20 protein-coding genes are annotated in these 20,381 nt (G+C 71.5%); 11 read left to right on the top strand and 9 right to left on the bottom strand.

Features of this window, described 5'->3' with window-relative positions:
* Nucleotide 1 precedes the first annotated feature (1 nt).
* The 6 genes from ACBJ32_RS53420 to ACBJ32_RS53445 are packed head-to-tail and all read left to right on the top strand — an operon-like array spanning nucleotide 2 to nucleotide 8,998.
* Nucleotides 2-1,273 (top strand): glycosyltransferase, encoded by a 1,272-nt coding sequence (locus ACBJ32_RS53420; RefSeq protein ID WP_375133423.1) that lies wholly within the window; start codon nucleotides 2-4, stop codon nucleotides 1,271-1,273.
* Nucleotides 1,270-2,415 carry a glycosyltransferase gene (locus ACBJ32_RS53425; RefSeq protein ID WP_375133424.1) on the top strand — a complete coding sequence of 382 codons (1,146 nt, stop codon included), beginning with the start codon at nucleotides 1,270-1,272 and terminating at the stop codon, nucleotides 2,413-2,415. Before ACBJ32_RS53420 ends, ACBJ32_RS53425 begins: the two co-directional genes overlap by 4 nt.
* Nucleotides 2,405-3,448, top strand: a complete 1,044-nt coding sequence (locus ACBJ32_RS53430) for a glycosyltransferase family 2 protein (protein ID WP_375133425.1) — start codon at nucleotides 2,405-2,407, stop codon at nucleotides 3,446-3,448. Before ACBJ32_RS53425 ends, ACBJ32_RS53430 begins: the two co-directional genes overlap by 11 nt.
* Complete coding sequence (locus tag ACBJ32_RS53435) at nucleotides 3,445-5,721, top strand: hypothetical protein (RefSeq protein ID WP_375133426.1); 2,277 nt, start codon at nucleotides 3,445-3,447, stop codon at nucleotides 5,719-5,721. Before ACBJ32_RS53430 ends, ACBJ32_RS53435 begins: the two co-directional genes overlap by 4 nt.
* Complete coding sequence (locus tag ACBJ32_RS53440) at nucleotides 5,718-6,611, top strand: glycosyltransferase family 2 protein (RefSeq protein WP_375133427.1); 894 nt, start codon at nucleotides 5,718-5,720, stop codon at nucleotides 6,609-6,611. The genes ACBJ32_RS53435 and ACBJ32_RS53440 overlap by 4 nt, the downstream gene beginning before the upstream one ends.
* Entirely contained in the window at nucleotides 6,608-8,998 is a 2,391-nt protein-coding gene (locus ACBJ32_RS53445; protein ID WP_375133428.1) for a glycosyltransferase, read from the top strand. The genes ACBJ32_RS53440 and ACBJ32_RS53445 overlap by 4 nt, the downstream gene beginning before the upstream one ends.
* Here the strand turns inward: ACBJ32_RS53445 and ACBJ32_RS53450 are convergent.
* The 7 genes from ACBJ32_RS53450 to ACBJ32_RS53480 form a co-directional block, all read right to left on the bottom strand.
* Nucleotides 8,976-9,824: a family 16 glycosylhydrolase gene (locus tag ACBJ32_RS53450; RefSeq protein ID WP_375133429.1), complete on the bottom strand. Its 849-nt coding sequence runs from the start codon at nucleotides 9,822-9,824 to the stop codon at nucleotides 8,976-8,978. The two genes, ACBJ32_RS53445 and ACBJ32_RS53450, sit on opposite strands and share 23 nt — an antisense overlap.
* A gap of 357 nt (nucleotides 9,825-10,181) precedes the next feature.
* On the bottom strand, nucleotides 10,182-11,390 hold the full coding sequence (locus ACBJ32_RS53455) for a cytochrome P450 (protein WP_375133430.1): 1,209 nt from the start codon (nucleotides 11,388-11,390) through the stop codon (nucleotides 10,182-10,184).
* A gap of 12 nt (nucleotides 11,391-11,402) precedes the next feature.
* The gene (locus tag ACBJ32_RS53460; RefSeq protein ID WP_375133431.1) at nucleotides 11,403-12,167 is read right to left on the bottom strand and encodes an ABC transporter permease; all 765 of its coding nucleotides are present in this window, start codon (nucleotides 12,165-12,167) and stop codon (nucleotides 11,403-11,405) included.
* Nucleotides 12,168-12,178: 11 nt separating this feature from the next.
* Nucleotides 12,179-12,943, bottom strand: coding sequence for an ABC transporter ATP-binding protein (locus tag ACBJ32_RS53465; RefSeq protein ID WP_375133432.1), 765 nt, complete (start codon nucleotides 12,941-12,943; stop codon nucleotides 12,179-12,181).
* Complete coding sequence (locus tag ACBJ32_RS53470) at nucleotides 12,943-13,332, bottom strand: DUF1048 domain-containing protein (protein ID WP_375133433.1); 390 nt, start codon at nucleotides 13,330-13,332, stop codon at nucleotides 12,943-12,945. Before ACBJ32_RS53470 ends, ACBJ32_RS53465 begins: the two co-directional genes overlap by 1 nt.
* Before the next feature lie 2 nt (nucleotides 13,333-13,334).
* Nucleotides 13,335-13,664 (bottom strand): PadR family transcriptional regulator, encoded by a 330-nt coding sequence (locus ACBJ32_RS53475; protein WP_375133434.1) that lies wholly within the window; start codon nucleotides 13,662-13,664, stop codon nucleotides 13,335-13,337.
* 303 nt (nucleotides 13,665-13,967) lie between these two features.
* Complete coding sequence (locus tag ACBJ32_RS53480; protein ID WP_375133435.1) at nucleotides 13,968-14,303, bottom strand: hypothetical protein; 336 nt, start codon at nucleotides 14,301-14,303, stop codon at nucleotides 13,968-13,970.
* Between the two features lie 270 nt (nucleotides 14,304-14,573).
* Here ACBJ32_RS53480 and ACBJ32_RS53485 point away from each other — a divergent pair, with 270 nt between their 5' ends.
* From ACBJ32_RS53485 to ACBJ32_RS53495, 3 genes are all read left to right on the top strand, one after another.
* A complete protein-coding gene (locus ACBJ32_RS53485) occupies nucleotides 14,574-14,924 on the top strand; it encodes a hypothetical protein (protein WP_375133436.1) in 351 nt (116 codons plus the stop codon).
* A 175-nt stretch (nucleotides 14,925-15,099) separates the two neighbouring features.
* On the top strand, nucleotides 15,100-15,654 hold the full coding sequence (locus ACBJ32_RS53490) for a hypothetical protein (protein WP_375133437.1): 555 nt from the start codon (nucleotides 15,100-15,102) through the stop codon (nucleotides 15,652-15,654).
* The gene (locus tag ACBJ32_RS53495; RefSeq protein ID WP_375133438.1) at nucleotides 15,645-16,091 is read left to right on the top strand and encodes a tail fiber domain-containing protein; all 447 of its coding nucleotides are present in this window, start codon (nucleotides 15,645-15,647) and stop codon (nucleotides 16,089-16,091) included. Before ACBJ32_RS53490 ends, ACBJ32_RS53495 begins: the two co-directional genes overlap by 10 nt.
* An 87-nt stretch (nucleotides 16,092-16,178) precedes the next feature.
* Here the strand turns inward: ACBJ32_RS53495 and ACBJ32_RS53500 are convergent, their stop codons facing one another.
* Entirely contained in the window at nucleotides 16,179-16,601 is a 423-nt protein-coding gene (locus tag ACBJ32_RS53500) for a VOC family protein (protein WP_375133439.1), read from the bottom strand.
* A 351-nt stretch (nucleotides 16,602-16,952) separates the two neighbouring features.
* Nucleotides 16,953-18,089 (bottom strand): hypothetical protein, encoded by a 1,137-nt coding sequence (locus tag ACBJ32_RS53505; protein ID WP_375133440.1) that lies wholly within the window; start codon nucleotides 18,087-18,089, stop codon nucleotides 16,953-16,955.
* Between the two features lie 259 nt (nucleotides 18,090-18,348).
* On the opposite strand from ACBJ32_RS53505, the gene ACBJ32_RS53510 reads away from it, so the two are divergent.
* Both ACBJ32_RS53510 and ACBJ32_RS53515 read left to right on the top strand, forming a co-directional pair.
* Complete coding sequence (locus ACBJ32_RS53510) at nucleotides 18,349-19,317, top strand: TetR/AcrR family transcriptional regulator C-terminal domain-containing protein (protein WP_375133441.1); 969 nt, start codon at nucleotides 18,349-18,351, stop codon at nucleotides 19,315-19,317.
* 606 nt (nucleotides 19,318-19,923) lie between these two features.
* On the top strand, nucleotides 19,924-20,340 hold the full coding sequence (locus tag ACBJ32_RS53515) for a hypothetical protein (protein WP_375133442.1): 417 nt from the start codon (nucleotides 19,924-19,926) through the stop codon (nucleotides 20,338-20,340).
* The last annotated feature ends 41 nt before the right edge of the window (nucleotides 20,341-20,381 follow it).

Consider the following 20,381-nt stretch of genomic DNA (forward strand, 5'->3'; position numbering starts at 1 on the left):
CGTGCCCAGACGGCCCGTGGTGGCGCTGGTCACCGATGCCATCCACCCGTACAGCTTCGGCGGCAGGGAGATCCGTTACTACGAGCTGTACGCGCACCTCGCGGCGCAGGCCGACGTCCACGTGTTCACCATGCGCTGGTGGCCCGGCCCCCGGGTGCGCACCGAGGGCGGCGTCACGTTCCACGCGATCTCCCCGCTGCTGCCGATGTACCGCAACGGCGTCCGCTCGACCTGGCAGGCGCTGGTCTTCGCGGTGGCCTGCCTGCGGTTGCTGCGGCACCGGTTCGACGTGCTCAACGTCGACCAGATCCCGTTCCTGCACCTGTTACCGCTGCGCGTGGTCGCCACGCTGCGCCGCAAACCGCTGGTCGCGACCTGGCACGAGGTGTGGGGCCCGGAGTACTGGCGCTACAGCATGCCCACCGGCTGGCGGCCGGCGTGGTGGATCGAGCGGCTGGCGATGCGGGCGCCCGACCGCATCATCGCCGTCTCCCCGGAGACGGCCCGGCGCCTGCGGGCCGAGCTCGGCGAGCGGACCCCGATCACGATCGCGCCCAACGGGGTCGATCTCGACGGGGTCGGCCAGGCCGTGCCGCACGAGCAGCGCACCGACCTGGTCGTGGTCAGCAGGCTGATGCGGCACAAGGGCCTGGACCTGCTGCTCGCCGCCATCGCCCGGCTGCGGGAGGGCGGACGCGCGGTCACCTGCCGGATCATCGGCGACGGCCCGGAACGCGACGCGCTGCGCGAGGAGGCGGAGCGGCTCGGCATCGCGCACGCCGTGGAGTTCCGGCACGACGTCAGCGAGCAGAAGGACGTGTACTCGCTGGTCAAGGCGGGCCGGGTGTTCGCCTTCCCGTCCACCAGGGAAGGCTTCGGCATCGCCGTGCTGGAGGCGATCGCCTGCGGCGTACCGGTGGTGACCACCTCCGCCAGGGACAACCTGGCCCAGCACCTGGTGCGGCGCAGCCGGCGGGGGATCGTCTGCGACCCCACGCTGGACGCGTTCGCCGCGGCCCTGGCCACCGCCCTCGACGACCCCGCGGACGGCCCGCTCGACGACCCCGCGGACGGCCCGCTCGACGAGCCGGCGAACGGCCCGCTCGACGAGCCGGCGGACGGCGCCCTCGGCGGGCCCGGGGACGTCCGGATCGGTGAGCCGGCGGGCGGCGCCCTGGCCGGGCCGTGGGTCGGCGCCCCGGCCGAGGCGTGGGTCGGCGAGTACGCCCTGGATTCGATCGCCTCCCACGTGGTGAAGGCGATGCTGCCGTGAGGATCCTCTACGTCAGCCCTTACCCGCCGGCCCGTGACGGCATCGGCACCTACACGCACGTGCTCGCCCGCGCCGTACGCGAGCGCGGCCACGAGATCGCCGTGGTCGCCGCCCGCCCGGATCCCGCCGCGCCCGCTGAGGTCGTCGGCGCGCTGGGCGGCGGCGGGGCGGCGTCGCTGCGTGCCGCCGTGGCCCGGTTCCGGCCCGACATGGTGCACGTGCAGTTCGCGGTGCCCGCGTTCGGCGCCCGTAGCCTGGCCGTGGCGCGCTGGCTGGCCGCCCCCGGGGTCCCTGCGGTGGCCACGCTGCACGAGGTCAGCCGCGACACGGCGCTGCTGCGCGGGCCGGGCAGGGCGCTCTACCGGCGCCTCGCCCGGGGCTGCGGCCGCCTCATCGTGCACACCCGGGCCGCCCGCGACACCCTCGGCGCCCTCGGGCTGGACGGCAAGGCCACGGTGGTCCCCCACTTCTCCGCGCCGCCGCCGCCCGCGACCGGCACCGCCGCCGCCCTGCGCGCCCGCTTCGGGCTGGGGGACGCCCGCGTGCTGCTGGCCTTCGGCCACGTCCACGTCAGCAAGGGGCTCGACGACCTGGTGCGGGCGATGGCGACGCTGCCGCCCGCGACGCTGGACGATGTGCGGGTCGTGGTCGCCGGCGCGGTACGGCGGCGGCACGGCCCGTTCCGGGTGTTCGAGGCCCGCGACCACCTGCACGAGGCGACGGTGCGCCGCCTGGCACGCCGGTACGGGCTGCGGGACCGGCTGGTGTTCACCGGGTACGTCCCGGACGGCGACATCGCGGCCTGGTTCGCCGCGGCGGAGGCCGTCGTGCTGCCCTACCGGGACGCCGAGCAGAGCGGGGTGGCCAACCTGGCCCGCGCCTTCGGCGTACCGGTGATCGCGACCACCGCGGGCGGGCTCGCCGAGCTGTTCGAGGGGTCCCCGTGGGCGGTCCCCCCTGGCGCCCCCGACCGGCTGGCCGCGGCGATCACCGACTTCCTCGCCACCGCTCCACACGCAGGCGATGCGACCCGCACGCCGGGCACCGACCTGGCCACGGTCACGGCGCGGACGATCGCCGTGTACGAGGCCGTCCGCGGCCCCCTCGCCCGCACCCCCGGGAACCGTCCCGATGCCCCCTAGCCTGTCCGTCGTCATCTGCTCCTACAACGGCGCGGCCCGGCTCGGCCGGACCCTCGACGCGCTGCGGGCCCACCCGGACCTGGAGATCATCGTCGTGGACGACGCGTCCCAGGACGGCACCGGGGACGTCGCGCGCGACCACGGCGCCACGGTCATCCGCCACGAGACGAACCGCGGCGCGGCGGCGGCCCGCGACACCGGCCTGCGAGCCGCGAAGGGGCGGGTCGTGGCCTTCCTCGACGACGACTGCGAGCCGTCCCCCCGCTGGGCCGAGCTGCTGCTCGACGGCTACGCGGAAGAGGGCGTCGCCGGGGTGGGCGGCCCGATCGTCCCGGTGACCGGGGACGGTTTCCTGCCGCGCTTCCTCGAACGCAACAACCGGCACGAGCCGCTGGAGCTGGAGCTCACCGTCAGCGCCGCGCTGCCGTACCGGCTGTGGTTGTACCTGAGGCGGCAGTGGGGGACGGCCGGGCCGGCGCGCGGGCGGCGCGACGTCCACGCCTTCAGCGGCGGCAACATGTCGTTCGAGCGGGAGCGGCTGCTGGCCGCCGGCGGTTTCGACACCAGGTTCCGGTACGCGGCCGAGGAGGAGGACCTGTCCCGCAGGCTGCGGCGGGACGGGCCGGGACGGCTGGTCTTCGTCCCCGACGCGCCGGTCGGGCACCGGTACACGCCCACGGTGCGCGGGATGCTGCGCCGCAGCCTCGCGTACGGGCGGGGCGCCGCCATGCAGTACCTGAAGTGGCCGGGGGTGCGGCCGACGCTGTTCCCGTGGCCGGTGCTCGTCGCGGGCCTCACCCTGGCGGCCTTCCGGTGGCCGGCGCTCGCGGTGGTGGCCGTGCTGCTGCCCCTGCCGCTCTACCCGGTGGGGCTGCGGAACGCGCTGGCGGGCAGGATCGAGGCGCTCGCCGACCCGTACCTCCGGCTCGCCCAGGAAGCGTGCGAGAATGTCGGCTTCCTGCACGGTCTGTGGGCCTTCCGCCGCATGTTCGCCGGGGACAGGGCCGGCCGGGGTGGAGGGCAGAGCACGTGACCGTCCGCGAGCAGGACAGGCGGATGGTGCTGTACGGCGCGGCCCTCGTCCTGATCGTCGGCCTGACCCAGGTGCGCCACCTCTGGGCGGCCCAGCTGCTGCTCGTGCCGCTCCTGCTGGTCGTGCCCGGTTGCCTGCTGCTGCGCGCGTTGCGGGTGCCGGGCCACCGGGTGGCGGCGTTCCCGCTGTACGTGCCGGCCGCGTCGCTGGTCGTGCTCATGGTGTCCGGTCTCGCGGTCACCCTGCTCGTGCCGCTGGCCGACGGCGCCGTCCTCGACGCGGTGTTCGGCCCCGGCGCGGACCCGGGGACGCCGCTGCGGGCCGGGCCGCTGCTCGCCGGGCTCATGCTGTTCTGCCTGGGTTTGTTCCTCGCCGGGGCGAGGGCGCCGCTGGAGACGGCGGTCCCCTGGCGGTCCCTGCCTTCCGCCGGGTGGCTGTCGCTGCCGTTGCTGCTGCCGCTGCTCGCCGCGGCGGGCGCGCTGCGGCTCAACCACGGGTACGGCCCCGAGGTGGCGATCGCGGCCGTCGCCGGCTGCGTGCTCGTGCTGGCCTTCGGGATCGTCAGGGCCGGGCGGCTCGGGGACGGCCGGCCGGCCGTGCTGCTGTACGCGGTCTCGCTGGCCATGATGTGGTCGTACGCGCTGCGCGGCGAGCTGGTCTACGGGTTCGACATCGCCTCCGAGTACGCCGTCGCCCAGGAGACGGCGACCTCGGGGATCTGGGTGACGGGGCCGCACCCCGACGCGTACGGGGCGATGCTCAGCATCACCGTCCTGCCCGCCCAGCTGCACGCCCTGACCGGGCTGCCGGTCCTGCTGGTGCTCAAGGTCGTCTACCCGGCGATCTTCGCGATGTTCCCCGTCGCGATCTTCCACCTCGCCAGGCGCTTCCTGCCGGGGCAGTGGGCGTTCGCCGCCGCCGCGTTCGTGACGGCGCAGGGCGCGCTGTCGCAGCAGTTCCCCGCGCTGGCCCGGCAGGAGATCGCCATGCTGCTGTTCGCGGCGCTGTGCGGGGCCCTGCTCGACGCCCGGCTGCGGCACCTGCCCAAGGCGGTGTTGCTGGGCCTGTTCGGGGCGGGCATCGTGGTCTCGCACTACACGACCGCGTACTTCACGGCCGTGATGCTCGGCGGGGCGCTGGTCCTGCAGGCCGTGCTGTGGGCCCTGCGGCGGCCGAGGATCGCGCCGCGCGCGGTCGCGGCGGCGCTGCTGCCGGGGCTGCTCGCCGGGGTGCTCTGGTACGTCCCGATCACCCGGTCGACGGCCAACATCGGCGAGTTCCGCACCGCGCTGAGCTCCGAGGGCCTGCGGCTGCTGCCCGGCGCCGAGACCGCCGGCACGCTGCTGTCCGCCTACCTGCGGGGCACCGACGTGACCCGCATCCCGACGTACCTGTACGCCAAGCGGGTGGTGCCCAAGTACCGCCCGCCCAAGGCCGCCGTGACGCCCGCCGCCGACGCGGACGATCCCCGCTGGGCACTCGGGGACGCGGGCGTGCCCGTCCCCTCGAAGGTGGCACCCGAGGTGAGCGCGTCGCTCGACCTCGGCGTGCTGCTGATCCAGCAGCTGGCGAACCTGCTCGCCCTGATCGGCGCCATCGTCATGGCCGTGCGCCGCCACTCCTCGTGGCTGGTCCGCCGGATCGGCGTGCTGGCCGTTCCGATGCTGGGCGCCCTGGTGCTGCTGCGCGTCTCCGGCACCCTCGCCGCCTCCTACAACCAGAGCCGCGCCCATCTGCAGGCGCTGACGCTCCTCACCATCGCCATGTTCTGGCTGCTGCACCGCGTCTCGGCGGCCAAGCTCCCCCTCGTGCTCCGCCGCACGACGTACGGGCTGGCCGGAGCGGCGGTCGTGGTCACCTTCACGACCGGCAGCGGCCTGGACAACGTGCTGCTCGGCGGGGAGCGGGCGACCAACCTCTCGACGCGCGGCGAGGACTGCGAGCGGTACTGCATGTACGAGGCCGAGCTGGCGGGGGCGCGCTGGCTGGAGGAGGCGGCCCGCGGCTCTCCCGACCGCCTCTACGCCGACCGGTACGCGCAGCTGCGCCTGTTCGCCGAGCTCGGCCCCGGGCGGCGGATCCAGACCGACATCACCCCCTTGACCCTGGACCGGCGGGCCTGGGTGTACGCGAGCTGGGCCAACACCGAGGTCGGCCGCGCCAGGTCGCTGTTCGACAACCAGCTCGCCCTGTACGCGTTCCCGACCGGCTTCATCGAGGCGCACTACGATCTCGTCTACACGAGCGGAGTCACGAAGGTCTTCCACCGATGATCTCTATCGTCATCATCAGCAAGGACGAGCCCGCGCTCGACGGCACCCTCGGCGGCGTCACCCGCGCGGCCGGGGCCGCCGGCCTGCCGTACGAGATCATCGTCGTGGACGCCTCGGAAGGCCGGCTCGACGCCGTCGCCGCCGCCCACCCGCACGTGCGGTGGACGGCCTTCACCCCGCCGCCCGGCGCCCGCGTCACCATCCCGCACCAGCGCAACGCCGGCGTGCGCGCCGCCGGCGGGGAGATCGTCGTGTTCACCGACGCGGGCTGCCTCCCCCGGGACGGCTGGCTGCGCGCCCTCGTCACGCCGCTGCTCGACGAGGGCGAGAGCGTCGTGTCGGGGCTGGTCACCGGCCCCGAGGGGCACGACAGCCTGTACGACGCCGACGCCCGCCGCCGGGCCACCGCCCGCTACCTCCGCGAGTGCGGCACCGGCAACCTGGCCGTCCGCCGGGAGGTCCTCGACGAGGTCGCCGGCTTCGACGAGACGTTCGGGTACGGCTCCGACGTCGACTTCAGCTGGCGGGTCCAGGACGCCGGGCACCGCATCCGCAGCGCCGGGGACGCGATCGTCACCCACGACTGGGGGGACCGCCGCCGGCAGCTCCGCCGCTCCTACGTCTACGGCAAGGCCCGCGCCCGGCTCTACCTCAAGCACCGCGGGCGCCGGGCGGACCTGGTGCGCCGGGAGCCGATGGTCCTGGTCTACCCCCTCTTCCTGCTCGGCCTGCCGCTGACCCTGTGGTTCCCGTACTATCCGGCGCTGCTGCTGGTGCCGGCCTGGCGCAACCGGCACAACGGTCCGGTGCGGGTGCTGGCCGACCACCTGGTGTACGGCGCGGGCGTGCTCGCCGAACTCCTCGCCCCCCGCGGTCGCGCCCGCCGATGAAGGTGCTGGTCTTCCCCCGTGACAGCAACCCGTACCAGGAGCTGCTGCACGCCGGGTTACGCGAGAGCGGCGTCCGCGTCCGCTACCTGGGCGAGCTGACCCCCTCCCACACGCTCAACCTCCTGCTGCTGCCCGCCGAGCTGGCCGCCCGGCGGCTGGCCGGTGCCCGGATCGTGCACCTGCACTGGGTGTGGAAGTTCGCGCTGCCGGGCGGGGCCCGGACGCGGCGGGCGGCCCAGCTCTGGTTCGCCGCCGTTCTCGGCCTGGTGCGGCTGCTCGGCCTGCGGCTGGTGTGGACCGCGCACAACGTGCTGCCGCACCGGCCCGTCTTCGCCGACGACGCGGCCGCCCGGCGCACGCTGGTACGGCGCTGCGACCTCGTGATCGCCCACCACTCGACGGCGCTGGACCGGCTGGCGGCCCTGGGGGCGGCGCCGTCCAGGGCCGTGGTGATCCCGCACGGGCCCTTCCCGGCTCCGCCGATGCCGCCGCCGGGCCGGCCGGGCGGGCCCCGCACGTTCCTGTTCTTCGGGCGGATCGAGCCGTACAAGGGGGTCGAGGACCTGCTCGCCGCCTTCACGGCGCTGCCCGGCGGGCTGGACGTGCGCCTCGTCGTCGCCGGATCGTGCCCGGACCCGGCGCTCGCCGCCCGGCTGGAGGCGTCGGCCGCCGCCGACGACCGGGTGGAGCTGCGGCTCGGACGGGTGCGCGACGAGGACGTCGCCGGGCTGTTCGCGGTGGGCGACGTCGTCGTGCTGCCGTTCCGCGAGATCACCACCAGCGGCAGCGCGCTGCTCGCGCTCGCCCACGGCCGGCCGCTGATCGTCCCGGAGCTGCCCGCCCTGGCGGGGCTGCCGCCCGCCGCCCTTGCCTGCTACCGCGGCGGCGTCGCCGGGCTCACCGCGGCCCTGCGGGAGGCGGCGGGCTGGGACGCGGCGGCGCTGGCGGGGATGTCGCGGGCGGCGCTGGAGCACGTGAACGGCACCGGCTGGCCCGAGATCGCCCACGCGACCCGCAACGGCTACGCCACCGTCCTGCGGCACCGGGACCGGCAGGCGGAGGAACGCGGGCGGACGGGGGAGCACGTGCCCCCCGATCCGGCAGGCGGGCGGACGGGGGAGCGCGTCCGCTCGTTCTTCCGTGACGTCCTGGTGCGCGGCACCTTCCTGCTGCTGGTGAACACGGTGCTGCTCGCGGCGGGCGGCTTCGCGTTCTTCACGCTGGCGGCGCGCAACTACCCGGTCGAGGCCGTCGGCTGGCTGACCGCCGTGACCGCGAGCGTCAACCTGCTCTCCACCGTCGCCTCCCTCGGCCTGCCCACCACGCTGCTGCGCCATCTCGTCAAGGCAGACGACCCGCGCCGCCTGGCGGCGATCGCCGTGACCGCGGTCGGCGCGATCGGCGGCGTGCTCGCCCTGCTGTCACTGCTGCTCCTGGCGCCGCTGCTGCCGGACGGCCCGGAGCTGATCCGGCAGCCCGCAACGATCGTGCTGGTCACCGCCCTGGTGATGGTCACCGCCGTGGGCGGGACGCTGGACGCCGGCCTGGTGGCGGTCCGGGGCACCGGGGCCCTGCTGGCCAAGAACGCGGCCGGCACCGTGCTGAAGGTCGGCGCGCTGCTGCCGCTGGTCCCGCTGGGGTTCACCGGCCTGGTCCTCGCCTACGGCGGCGGCACCCTGCTCGCCTGCCTGCTCGGCGGGGTGGCGCTGTGGCGGAGGCTGCGCCGCCCCACCGCGGACCGCGCCCGGCCGGTCGAGCTGCTGCGGCGGTACCTGCCGTTCTCGGCCGCCGGCTACCTGGCGACCGCGCTCGGCATGTTGCCGAGCACCGTGGTGCCGCTGGAGGTGCTGGCCATCCAGGGGCCGCAGGCGGCGGCGTACTTCGCGATCGCCTTCCAGGTGGCGGCGTTCCTCAACTTCATCCCGTCGACGAGCGCGCAGGTGCTGTTCGCCGAGGCGCAGCGGATCTCGCTGCGCCGGTACCTGCGCAAGGCCGTGGCGGGCATCTACGGCCTGCTCGTGCCGGCCGTCGCGGTGATCGTGGCCGGCGCGCCGTACATCCTGCGGGCGTTCGGGGAGGGCTACTCGGCGCAGGCGGCGCAGACGCTCCGGGTCCTGGCCCTGGCGGCGCTGGTCGGCGCGGGGAACTACCTGGTGGACACGATCCTGATCAGCCGGGACCGCACGGGCGCGTACGTCTTCATGAACGGCGCCAACGCGGCCCTGGTGCTGGGGCTGGTGGCGGCGCTGCTCCCGTACGGGCTGACGGCGGCGGCACTCGGCTGGACGCTCGCGCAGGGCCTGTCGCTGCTGCTGGGAGCCGGCGTGCTGATCGCCAGCTTCACCGCCGGACGGCGTGCCGGGGTCAGCGCGGCGGATCGCTCGTAGCGGCGTACACGCGGACGTGGTCCACGATCATCTGCTGCGGGAAGCGGGTCGTCGAGTCGGGCGGGCCCGGCCAGTCGCCGCCCACGGCCAGGTTGAGCAGCAGGTAGTACGGGACGTCGAAGTCCCAGCCGCCGGGCGGCGCGTCCGCCTTGTGCTCGGTGGCGTAGACCTGCCCGTCGACCAGGAAGGAGATGCGGTCGGGATACCAGTCGGCGGCGAAGACGTGGAAGTCGTCGGCGAACCTGCCCCCGCCGGGCAGCCGGTAGGTGTTCTGCTCGTCGTAGCCCTGCTCCCCGTGCAGGCTGCCGTGGACGGTGTCCGGCTCGCGCCCGAGATGCTCCATGATGTCGATCTCCCCGCGCCCGCTGCCCTGCGGGGAGCGCCGCGCCCAGAAGGCCGGCCACATGCCCTGACCCTCGGGTAACTTGATGCGGGCCTCGATGCGCCCGTAGCGCTGGACGAACTTGCCCGCCGTGAACAACCGCGCCGAGGTGGCCGCGCACACGCGGGGGCTGCAGTCGTGGCCGCCCGCGTCGTCGGACCTGGCGGTGATGACCAGCCGCCCCTCACCGTCCACGACCGCGTTGCGCGGCGTGTAGTACTCCAGCTCGTTGTTGTAGCCGAGATGGTCGTCCACCAGGTTCCACTTCGCCGGGTCCGGCGGGCCGGCGGGCCCGTCGAACTCGTCGGCCCAGACCAGCCGCCACCCCGCCGGCACCTGCTCCGGCGCCTGCTCCGCCGGCATCGGCGCGGGCTCGCGCGGGGTCACCGTGTAGAGCGTGGCCGCGACCGCGAGGGCGAACGTGAGGACCAGCGCCCCGGCCACCCACCAGCCCGTCCGATCGCGTCCGAAGGCAGCCCTGGCAGTGTGGGGTGAACGGCTCGCACCTCGGCGGGGATCCCGGTGCCATGCGCGGTCATCGGACACGGACCTCTACCCTCCCGACGGCATGATGTGCCATCGTACGGCCCTTCCCCGGCGAGCCCGAGTCCCACGGCCGTTTCGAGCCGGGGCCAGTCGATCCTCCACGCGCACCCGCGTCTGATCCCGCGCCGGACAGGCGACGTCGAGAACCCGCGCGGCGGCGTACGCCCTGCCACCCCGTCACGCCGCGAACGCCCGCCGACCGTGGCGGCGTCGTGGAGGCGACATCCGCTCAGGCCCGTGGGCCTGAGCGGGGGGTTACGCGTCCCAGGTGACCGGGAGGCTCTTGACGCCGTAGATGTCGGCGAGCTCCGGGCGCAGGGCGACCTGTTCGGCGGGTACGGCCAGGCGCAGCGTGGGGAAGCGGTTGAGCAGTGCGGGGAAGGCGACGCGCATCTCGACGCGGGCGAGCTGCTGGCCCAGGCACTGGTGGATGCCGTGGCTGAAGGCCAGGTGGCCGCCGTCCTGGCGGTGGATGTCGAGGGTGTGGGGGTCGGTGAAGCGTTCGGGGTCGCGGTTGGCGGTGTTGAGGGCCAGGATGATCGTCGTGCCGGCGGTGATGGTGTGGCCGGCCAGCTCGACGTCCTCCAGCGCGACCCGGAAGAACTGCTTGGCGACGGTGAGGTAGCGCAGCAGCTCTTCCACGGCCTGGTCGGTGAGGGCAGGGTCGGCGCGCAGCGCGGCGAGCTGGTCGGGGTTCTGCAGCAGGGCGAAGGTGCCCAGCGCGAGCATGTTGGCGGTGGTGTCGAAGCCGGCCGACAGCAGGATCAGGGCCATGCCCTGCAGCTCCTCGTCGGTCAGGTCGCTGTCGGTCAGGTCGCTGAGCACGTCGTCGGTGGGGTTGGCGCGCTTGGCGGCGACCAGTTCGGCGAGGTATTGCTGGACCGCGACGTAGGCGGCGCCCAGTTCCTCGTCGCTGGCCTCGCCGCCGAGGAAGGTGTCGATGTTCTGCTGGAAGCGACCCCGGTCCTCGTAGGGGACGCCGAGCAGCTCGCAGATGACGATGGCGGGGATGGGCTTGGCGAACGCGGTCACCAGGTCGGCCGTCGGCCCGGCCTTCTCCATGGCGTCCAGGTGCTCGGCGGTGATCTGCTCGACCCGCTCGGTGAGCAGCCGCATCCGCCGGACGGTGAACTTGCCGACCAACGGCTTGCGGTAGCGGCCGTGCTGCGGCTCGTCCATCAGCAGGAACTCGCCGGGCGGCGCCGGGGGGACCTCGATGTCGCCGTAGTTGATGATCGGATGGTGTTTCATGAGCTCGCGGCGGGAGCTGAAGCGCGGGTCGGCCAGGATCTGCCGGGTCAGGTCGAAGCCGGTGACGATCCAGCCCTGGTGGCCGTCGGGGAAGGGGAAGCGGCTGATCGGGCCGTGCTCGCGGGCCTCGGTCAGCTCCTGGGGCGGGTCGAAGGGGCAGCCGGGCCGGCGCTCGGTCGGCATCGTGGCGAGGGTGTGGAGGGAGTCAGTCATGAATTCTTCCTTCTAGGAGATCTTGCGGCGGTAGGTGTTCATGGCGAAGGCGTAGGCGACGACGAGGATGCCGGCGCACCAGGCCAGGGCGATCCAGATGTCGTTGCCGACCGGCTGCTCGGCGAACAGGGCGCGGACGGCGTTGACGATGGAGGTCACCGGCTGGTTCTCGGCGAAGACGCGCAGCGGGCCGGGCATGGTGTCGGTGGGCACGAAGGCCGAGCTGAGGAAGGGCAGGAAGATGAGCGGGTAGGAGAACGCGCTCGCCCCTTCCATGGTCTTGGCCGACAGGCCGGGGATGACGGCGATCCAGGTCAGCGCCAGGGTGAACAGGACCAGGATGCCCGCCACCGACAGCCACGCCAGCACTCCCGCGCCCGAGCGGAAGCCCATGAGCAGGGCCACGAGCATCACCACCACGAGCGAGACCAGGTTGGCGACCAGCGAGGTCAGCACGTGCGCCCACAGCACCGACGACCGCGCGGTCGGCATGGACTGGAAGCGCTCGAAGATGCCGCCCTGCATGTCCATGAACAGCCGGTAGGCGGTGTAGGCGATGCCCGAGGCGACCGTGATGAGCAGGATGCCGGGCAGCATGTAGTTCACGTACGACGAACCCGACCCGGTCCGGATCGCGCCGCCGAACACGTAGACGAACATCAGCATCATGGCGATCGGCATGATCGCGGTCGTGATGATGGTGTCGGGGCTGCGGGTGATGTGGCGCAGGGACCGTCCCAGCAGGACGGTGGTGTCGCCGAGGAAATGCTTGCTCATGGGGGGTTCCTTCAGGCTTTCGGGCCGACGAGGGAGAGGAAGACGTCCTCGAGGGTCGGCTGCTTCTCGATGTATTCGACCTTCGCGGGCGGGAGCAGCTGCTTGAGCTCGTCCAGGGTGCCGTTGACGAGGATGCGGCCCTCGTGCAGGATCGCGATCCGGTCGGCGAGCTGTTCGGCCTCGTCCAGGTACTGGGTGGTGAGCAGCACCGTGGTGCCGCCCGCGGCGAGGTCCTTGACGGCCTGCCAGACCTCGATGCGGGCCTGGGGGTCGAGGCCGGTGGTGGGCTCGTCGAGGAAGATGACCGGCGGGTTGCCGATCAGGCTCATCGCGATGTCGAGGCGGCGGCGCATGCCACCGGAGTACGTCGAGACCTTCCGCCCGCCCGCCTCCGTCAGCGAGAACCGGCGCAGCAGATCATCGGCGATCTTGCCCGGATCCTTCAGGTGCCGCAGGCGGGCGACCAGCACGAGGTTCTCCCGCCCGCTGAGGATCTCGTCCACGGCGGCGAACTGCCCGGTGAGGCTGATCGACTCGCGCACGTCCGCGGCCCGCGTGGCCACGTCGAAGCCGTTGACGCGGGCGGTGCCTGCGTCGGGCTTGAGCAGCGTGGACAGGATCTTCACGGCGGTGGTCTTGCCGGCTCCGTTGGAGCCGAGCAGGGCGAAGATGCTGCCCCGCGCCACCTCGAAGGTCACGCCACGCAGCACGTGCAGGTCTTTGTAGGACTTCTCCAGGCCGTGCACCTGGATCGCCGGGGCTTGCTGGGTCGTCATCACGTGGTCCTGTCTTGTCCTGCGGCGCGGTCGATGGCGCTGGTGAAGCGCTCGCGCTCGCGTCTCCGGTATTGGCCGAGCGGGTAGTTGGCCATGAACGCCTCGACGAACTCCACGGGGTCGTCGCCGAACAGGTCGCGGATCGGCGTTCCGTCCGCCGCGCTCTGCTCGAACAGCTCGGCCAGGTCCTCCCACATCGTCATCGCGCCGGCGCCGTCGGCCGGCCCGAAGTGCATCAGGTAGCGCTCCAGCGCCTCGACCGCGATGCGGTAGTTCTCGGGCAGCCGCTTGACGCGCGCCTTGTACTGCCGCCAGCGCTTCTTCTCCTCCAGAGAGCCGGTGACGATCTCCAGGTAGTGCAGGTAGCGGCTTTTCGGCTCGTCGGCCACGTCTACTCGCCTCCTTCGCGAAGCTGTTCGAGTCGTTCGGCGAGGAAGCTCCAGGTCCTCCAGAACTCCTCCAGGTATCCCCGCCCCTGGGCGTTGAGGGAGTACACCTTGCGCGGCGGCCCCTTCTCCGACGGGACCTTCCGCACGTCGACCAGGCCACGCTGCTCGATCCTGACCAGCAGGGCGTAGATGGTGCCCTCGGCGATGTCGGAGAAGCCCTGGTCACGCAGCCAGGCGGTGATCTCGTAGCCGTAGGCGGGCCGGCCGGCCAGGATCGCCAGGACGATGCCCTCCAGCGTTCCCTTGAGCATCTCCGTCACGAGCTTGCCCATGGAACACCCCCTTCCAGCTACTCGGTGTTGCTGACTACCGGTACAAAGTAACACCGACTACTGGTACCTAGCAACACCGAATAGCGGGGATGTGACGGGAAGGGGCGCGGGCGACCATCGCTGACCTGTTCATGGCGCCCACCATCGCCGGGCGCGCTGACACCGGGCCGTTGTCGCGCTGACACGGCACTACGGGATCACATCCGGCCCTCCGATCCGGACAGGGCCTCCTGCGGCGATCTCGCCCCGGCGCGCCCGGCCCACGACCTCGCCCCGCGCGTGGCCGGCGGCGGGGCCGGGCTGTCAGGAGGAGGAGAGCCAGACCTGCTCGTCGGCGGAGACGCAACGCGCGTCACCGGTGGAATCCTTGTCGCAACTCCAGGCGGCGCCGTCGGCTTCGACGGTGAACGGCACCTTGCTGTCGAGCAGGTCGACTTCCGTGCTGTAGGCGTCGGAGACCTTCGCCGCCGTGGCGCAGGCCTCACCCTTCTCCCGGGTGGTCGCGATGGTCAGGTTCCGGGTGCTGGAGCCGTCCTCGCAGGAGATGAACCGCTGTGGCACGGGCTCGGCGCCGGCCGGGGCGGCCGGGAACAGCCCGGTGATCGTCGCGGCCGCCAGGGCCAGACCGGTTCGGAACATCACCATCACCCCCGAGGGTCGTGGTCTCCTCTGCCACCAGCATGGGCCGGACAACGGTCATCGCAGGGCAACGCCCCGACGAAGAACGACTCTGCCGTTCCGGCCGGGCACCCCGCCCATACGCACTCCAGACGGCCGGTGAGGTTTGGATCGCCGTGCCGGGAGCGGGCTTTCCCAGGGCCGGGCACAGTCCTCGGCCCGCCATGACCCGCCGCGGGAGCGTGCTGGGCGACCCTGGAGGTGTCCGGACCACGCGGCAGGGGAGGACACATGGTTGCGATCATCAGGCAAGGCGTCGCGGTGCTGGTCGCGGCGGGAACGCTCACCGCCGGCCCGGCGGCTCGGGCGGAGCACAACTGCGGCCGCTCCCCGGACGGGGCGATCGTCGAGGCCGCCATGGACGGCGAACGAGCCGAGGCCTGCGAGACCGCCATGGACGTGGCGGTCGCCTACCAGAACAACTTCCCGTCGACCGGAGCCCTGGCGGACGACCCCGTGGACTTCACCGTGCAGGTGGACGGTGCTCCGTGGGAGTGCATGGTGGTGGAGACCGTGCGGGACGTCAAACCTCGCGGCCAGTGCGTCCACCCCTCCGGTGACACCGTCAACCTCTACGGCTGACGCCGACCGCCCCCGGCACGACTCGGTGCAGCGATGGTTTGTCGGGACAGGATCGTCTATCTCCTGGTTCTGCCGACTTGCCCTCTCTGGCTAGTTTCACCTTCCATGCAAGGTGAAACTACATTAAGTAGTCAATCAATAACACAAAGTAACCATTCGAAAGGAGTGCTCGTTCGTGAGCCCCGACCCCCGCAACAGCAACCAAGCGATCACCACCATCTCCGTACGCATCAAGACCGGCGAAGACGGCGCCGGCGAAGGAGCCTCGGGCGGCGTAGACCACTACAGGACCGACGTCTACCTCGGCATCACCGGACGAGAGTTCTTCCTCGCCCGCTCCGACATCGACGACTTCCAAGTCGGCTCCGGCGACACCTACGTCCTCGGCGACGGCGCCAACGTCATCCGTCCGCAGGAGAACGACCCGCGCAAGCCCCAGCGCCGGTTCGGCGACCTGTGGCACGAGCCCGTCTACCTGCGTTTCCGCCCCTCCACCGAAACACCCCTCGACCTGTGGCACGTGGCGAGCGTCGAGGCGACGGTGACGGGCGCCGACGGCTCCACCCTCACCTACTCCGCGGACATCGGTGCGGACGGGATCTGGCTCGGCAGGCAGGCCGGGCAGATCATCCACCTCTCGCTCGGCAGCGCGGCAACGCCGGACGCCTCGCAGGCCCGCACGTCCGACCGCAACCTCAAGACCGCGATCACCCCCGTCACATGGCACTGAACTGGCCCCTGCGACTGCGCGCCCGCACGGCGCGCAGCGCCGGCACCCCCACTCGGCCACCCGCCGCCGCTGCCCCTCCGCACGGAGCGACGGCGCACGACGGCAGCGCGATCAACGGCCACGACGTACTGGCCAAGGTCGCCGCCCTGCCCATCAGCACGTGGCGCTACCGCAACGACCGCGACCAGGTGTGGCACCTGGGCCCGATGGCGCAGGACTGGTGGGCGACGTTCGGGCTGGGCGGCACCGACAAGGCGATCCACTGCGTCGACGCCAACGGCATCGCACTGGTCGCGATCCAAGCCCTGCACCGCGAGCTGGAGTCGTTGCGGGCAGAGCTGCGGCGACTTCGCGACGCGCCACCCGGCCGGCACGAACCACACCCGGCCGAGCAGGAACGACGGCCGGCGGACGCCGGAGACGCCGAGCCGGGCTGACCGTTCCGCCACCCGGCAACCACGTCCCCATCCGCCCGCTGCGGGTCGGCATCGTCAGGAATGCGGCGCTCGCGCCGGAGAAGTGCATCATCGGCCCAGCATCTCCAGGTAGTGCGGGTTGTACATGATGCCCAGCACGTTCCCGAACGGGTCGACCACTGAAGCCGTCACGAACTCCGCAGTCATCGCGGACTCCGACCCCCTCGAAGTGATCGGCTGGTATTCCGTGGCGCCCATCGACAGCAGCTTCTGGAATGTCGCTTCGATGTCGTCGACGTGCCAGTACATGACGACGCCGCCGGGCCCGGGCGCCGCGCCCGCCGGCGCGTACCGGCGGTCCTTCAGCCCCAGCTCGGCCTGGCTGTCGCCGACGCGGAACTCGACGTAGGCGGGCGGCCCCTCGACCGGGCGCACGAAGTACGGCTCGGCCTCCAGCAGTTCGGCGTACCACCGCGTCGCCGCCTCCATGTCGTCTGCCCAGTAGGTGATCGTGGCGAATCCTCGCAACATCGCTGGTTCCTTCCTTCGATCGGCGACGATGACCATCCTCCCTACTGAAGTGCTCACCAACTGACCACTTTTATGGGCGGGGTTGGGGACATGCGCGCCGCGGCGGCGGCTGGGCCGAAGGATGCCGGCGCTCGTGCCAGAAAATGGCCGCTTTTCGATGGCACGATCTGCGGGGCAGGCCGCGCCGGCCGAATGGCCGGCACGAGGTCACGCCATGACCACCGCCACATCCGATGTCGCCTGACAGCGCCCGCGGCGACCTCCGCGCGCCCGACCTGTGCTGGGCTCGCACGATCGTGTTCACCGTGGATGTCGCGTGCGTGAGACCACACGCGGAGGATCGGAACGGGGTCAGCCCGCACAGGTCGGTGTTGAGCCAGAAGAACGGGCCGGGGTGCTCGCCGCGCTGCGGTGCGGGTCCGTTCCCGGGGAGCCGGCGGGTGCCGTCGTCCCGCCGTGCGCGAGCTCCTTGCGGTGCGCCGCCTTCCTGCGGCGGACCAGCTCGCTTCGGCTCACCGCCTCGGCGCGGCGGGCCAGCTCGTTGCGGTGGGCCGCCGTGACGGCCAGGGCCGCCAGCAGCGCGGTCATGACGGCCGTCGCCGCGAGCGCGGCCCAGGTGGCCGCGTCTGGGTGGATCAGCGACTGGCCGCGCAGCGCCTGCCAGGCGGTGATGGTGAACAGCGAGCCGTAGCCCAGGATGACGACCCCGGTGAGCTGGGCGCGTACGCGTTCGCGGCGTAGCAGGCCGATCCGGGACGCGAGGGCGGTGAGGACCAGCACCGCGAGCACGAGCACCTGGATGGAGTGCAGGCCGATGAAGTGTGGGACGCGCAGGTCGCCGCCTGTGGTGCTCCAGTTCGTGATCGGCATGCCGCCGCCGTCCGGTGCCCCGACCCCGTGTCCGCCCACCAGCGGGACCGGGCTGCCGTAGGCGTCCTCGACCGTGCGGGGCCCGGCCGAGGAGGTCCACCCGGTGATGAAGGACGCCAGCGCCATGCCGAGGACGGCCAGCCCGATCCCGGCGCGCAGGGCCCAGGTGAGTGCCGCATCACCGACGCGCTGGAACAGCAGCATGACGGCAACGATCAGGCTCGCCCCGAACAGCCCGAACACGCCGGTGGAGAAGATCTGCTGCCCGATCTGGTTGAACGTGTCGGTGCCGGCGTTGAAGTGGCTGAAGGTGCCGCGGGCGGCCTGCACCGCGATGAAACCGACGTCGATCAGCCCGGCGACGGCGAAGACCGTTCCGGCGATCCACATCGTGCGCAGCGCCCGGCGCAGCTTCGGTATCAGCCAGGCGAGCGTCGCGCCGTACATGACGAACGACACCCCGAACTTCAGCGGCTTGGCCCAGATCGACTCTTGCAGGAGCTCGCGACCGTCGGCGAAGAGACCGACGCTCGCGACGACGACCAGCGCGGACATGGCCGCCACCATGATCGTGAGCGGCCGATGCCACGACCGTACCTCGGCATACGAGAGGGACAACCGGCTCCCCAACCGGTTCATGCGGTCCCCGCCGGCCATGCCGAGACCCCTGCGCAACGCCCTCGCCAAGCTATTGTTTTTATCCGCCGCATGTATGCGTACGATGTATCGGAGGTCATGCGTACATCGTACGAGCGTGCCTCGCCCAAAATGTAGAGTTCCTGCTTGTTGGCGACATAAAGTGTACTAGTGTGTTGATTGGTGAACTAGTACATTGAAGGCAAGCGCGCGACAACCGTCAAAGGATGGGAAGGCACTCATGACCTCGGCCACGCAACGTCCGGATCCGCCCTACCGGCGCATCGTCGCGGAGTTCCGCGCCCGGATTCTGGCCGGCGACCTGCGGCCAGGCGATCGCGTGCCCTCCATCCGGCAGATCGCCCAGCGATGGGGTGTCGCGGTCGCGACCGCGACCAGGGTTGTGGCGGCCCTGCGTGACGAGGGGCTGGTCGAGGCCAAGGTCGGCGCCGGTACGGTGGTCAGCGCACGCGCGAGCCGAAGACAGCGGCCGGCCGGTCCGGCTGTGCTGCCGACGGCGCGGCAGGCCGGCACCCCCAAGGGCTCGCTGAACCGCAAGCACGTCCTGCGCACCGCCATCGCGATCGCCGACGCCGAGGGGCTCGGCGCGGTGTCCATGCGGCGGCTCGCGGCCGAGCTCGGCGCGGGGCCGATGTCGCTGTACCGGCACGTGACGGGCAAGGACGAACTGGTGACGCAGATGGCCGACGAGGTCTTCGGCGAGGCGGAGCTGCCCGTCCCGGGGCCGGAAGGGTGGCGGGCCAAGCTCGAGCTGATCGCCCACCGGCAATGGGAGCTGTCCCGGCGACACCTCTGGCTGCCCAGGGCCGTCTCGTTCACCCGCCCCTTGCTGGCGCCCAACATGATGGCCCACACCGAGTGGACCCTGCGCGCACTCGACGAACTCGAGCTGCCCACGGAGACCCGGATCCGCGAGGCGCTCACGCTGCCCGCGCTGGTCCACACCGTGGCGCTGTCCATGGCGGAGGAGGCCGAAGCCGAGCAGGAGACCGGGGTGACGCACGACGGGTGGCGGCTACTCCAGCGCAAGCGGGCCGACGAACTCCTCAGCACTGGACAATTCCCGCTCCTGGCCATGCTCTCCGAGGAGACGGTGTCGGACCTGGACGGGATGTTCGACTACATCCTGGCACGCCATCTCGACGGGTTCGCCGTCATGCTGAGCAGGGGTGCGGATCGTCCTCGGTGACTGGTCGGCCTGGGGTTCGCGTCTCCTCCGACGCGGCGACGGACCCGCCATCGATCCGGCAGTCACTCAGGAGACAAGAAAGGCCGCTTCCGATCCTCGGAAGCGGCCTTCTGCCTGCGGCGATACTGTCGGGGTGGCGGGATTTGAACCCACGACCTCTTCGTCCCGAAGCAATTCGAACACCCGTACAGGCAGATGGCGGCATACCTGCGACCTGCAGTGAGAGTGCGGGACCGTTCACTGACGTTCGTAATCAACCACGATGATTGTCACGCAGTTTGTCACTCAAAGATGCGCTGCAGCTCTCTCTCAAACGGCCACCCATACCAGGCCATCGCCGTCCTGCAAACACCGCGTCTCACAGGCAGCGTAAGGATGAGCCCGGTCCGGCGAAAGGTACATATGATCTGCTGTCAATCACGAGAAACCGCCCTTGCGCTACCAGTTGACTGACTTAGCGTCGGGGCGCAGATAGATTTCTGCCGACACCACTACAAGATCAACAAAGGAGGCGCAGAGCGGTCATTCAGTTGCAATCTGTTTCGTCGTGGCGTCGTGCAGGCCTTACCTTGCCTGCGGCGCATCATGTAAGGAGAGATGCATCTCATGCCATTCAAGCGTTTCGCCTTATTTGCGGTAAGCCTGCTCCTTGCTCTATCCGGGTCCCTGGCGCTCTCGGTACCCGCCTCTGCCCTTTCGGTGCACACGTCCGCAGGAGTGGCTACGCCGCCCACCACAGATCAGCTGATCGAAGACTTAGCTAAGGCCGAGGACATCAAGGCCGCCTATGATGCACTTACACCGGAGCAGAGGAGCGCGGTAGACGCCGCATTGCAGCAGCATCTAGAGAACCTCCCACCCAGGACCGATGACCCAGCTGGAGCGATGGAGGGCGTCCTCGGTCCATTTAGTAACTGGTTCTCATGCCAGGCCGCGGGAGTAGCCGGCGTTGTCGGAGGCTACTGGAACTACTACGAGTGCTACAGGGATACCTGGGGCCTCTACTGGCTAGCGTACGTCTAAGCCGGCTTCAGCAGGCTGGTGACGTTAGGCTTCACTGACTG

It is taken from the genome of Nonomuraea sp. GTA35 (genome assembly GCF_041950525.1).
Classification (GTDB): Bacteria; Actinomycetota; Actinomycetes; order Streptosporangiales; family Streptosporangiaceae; genus Nonomuraea.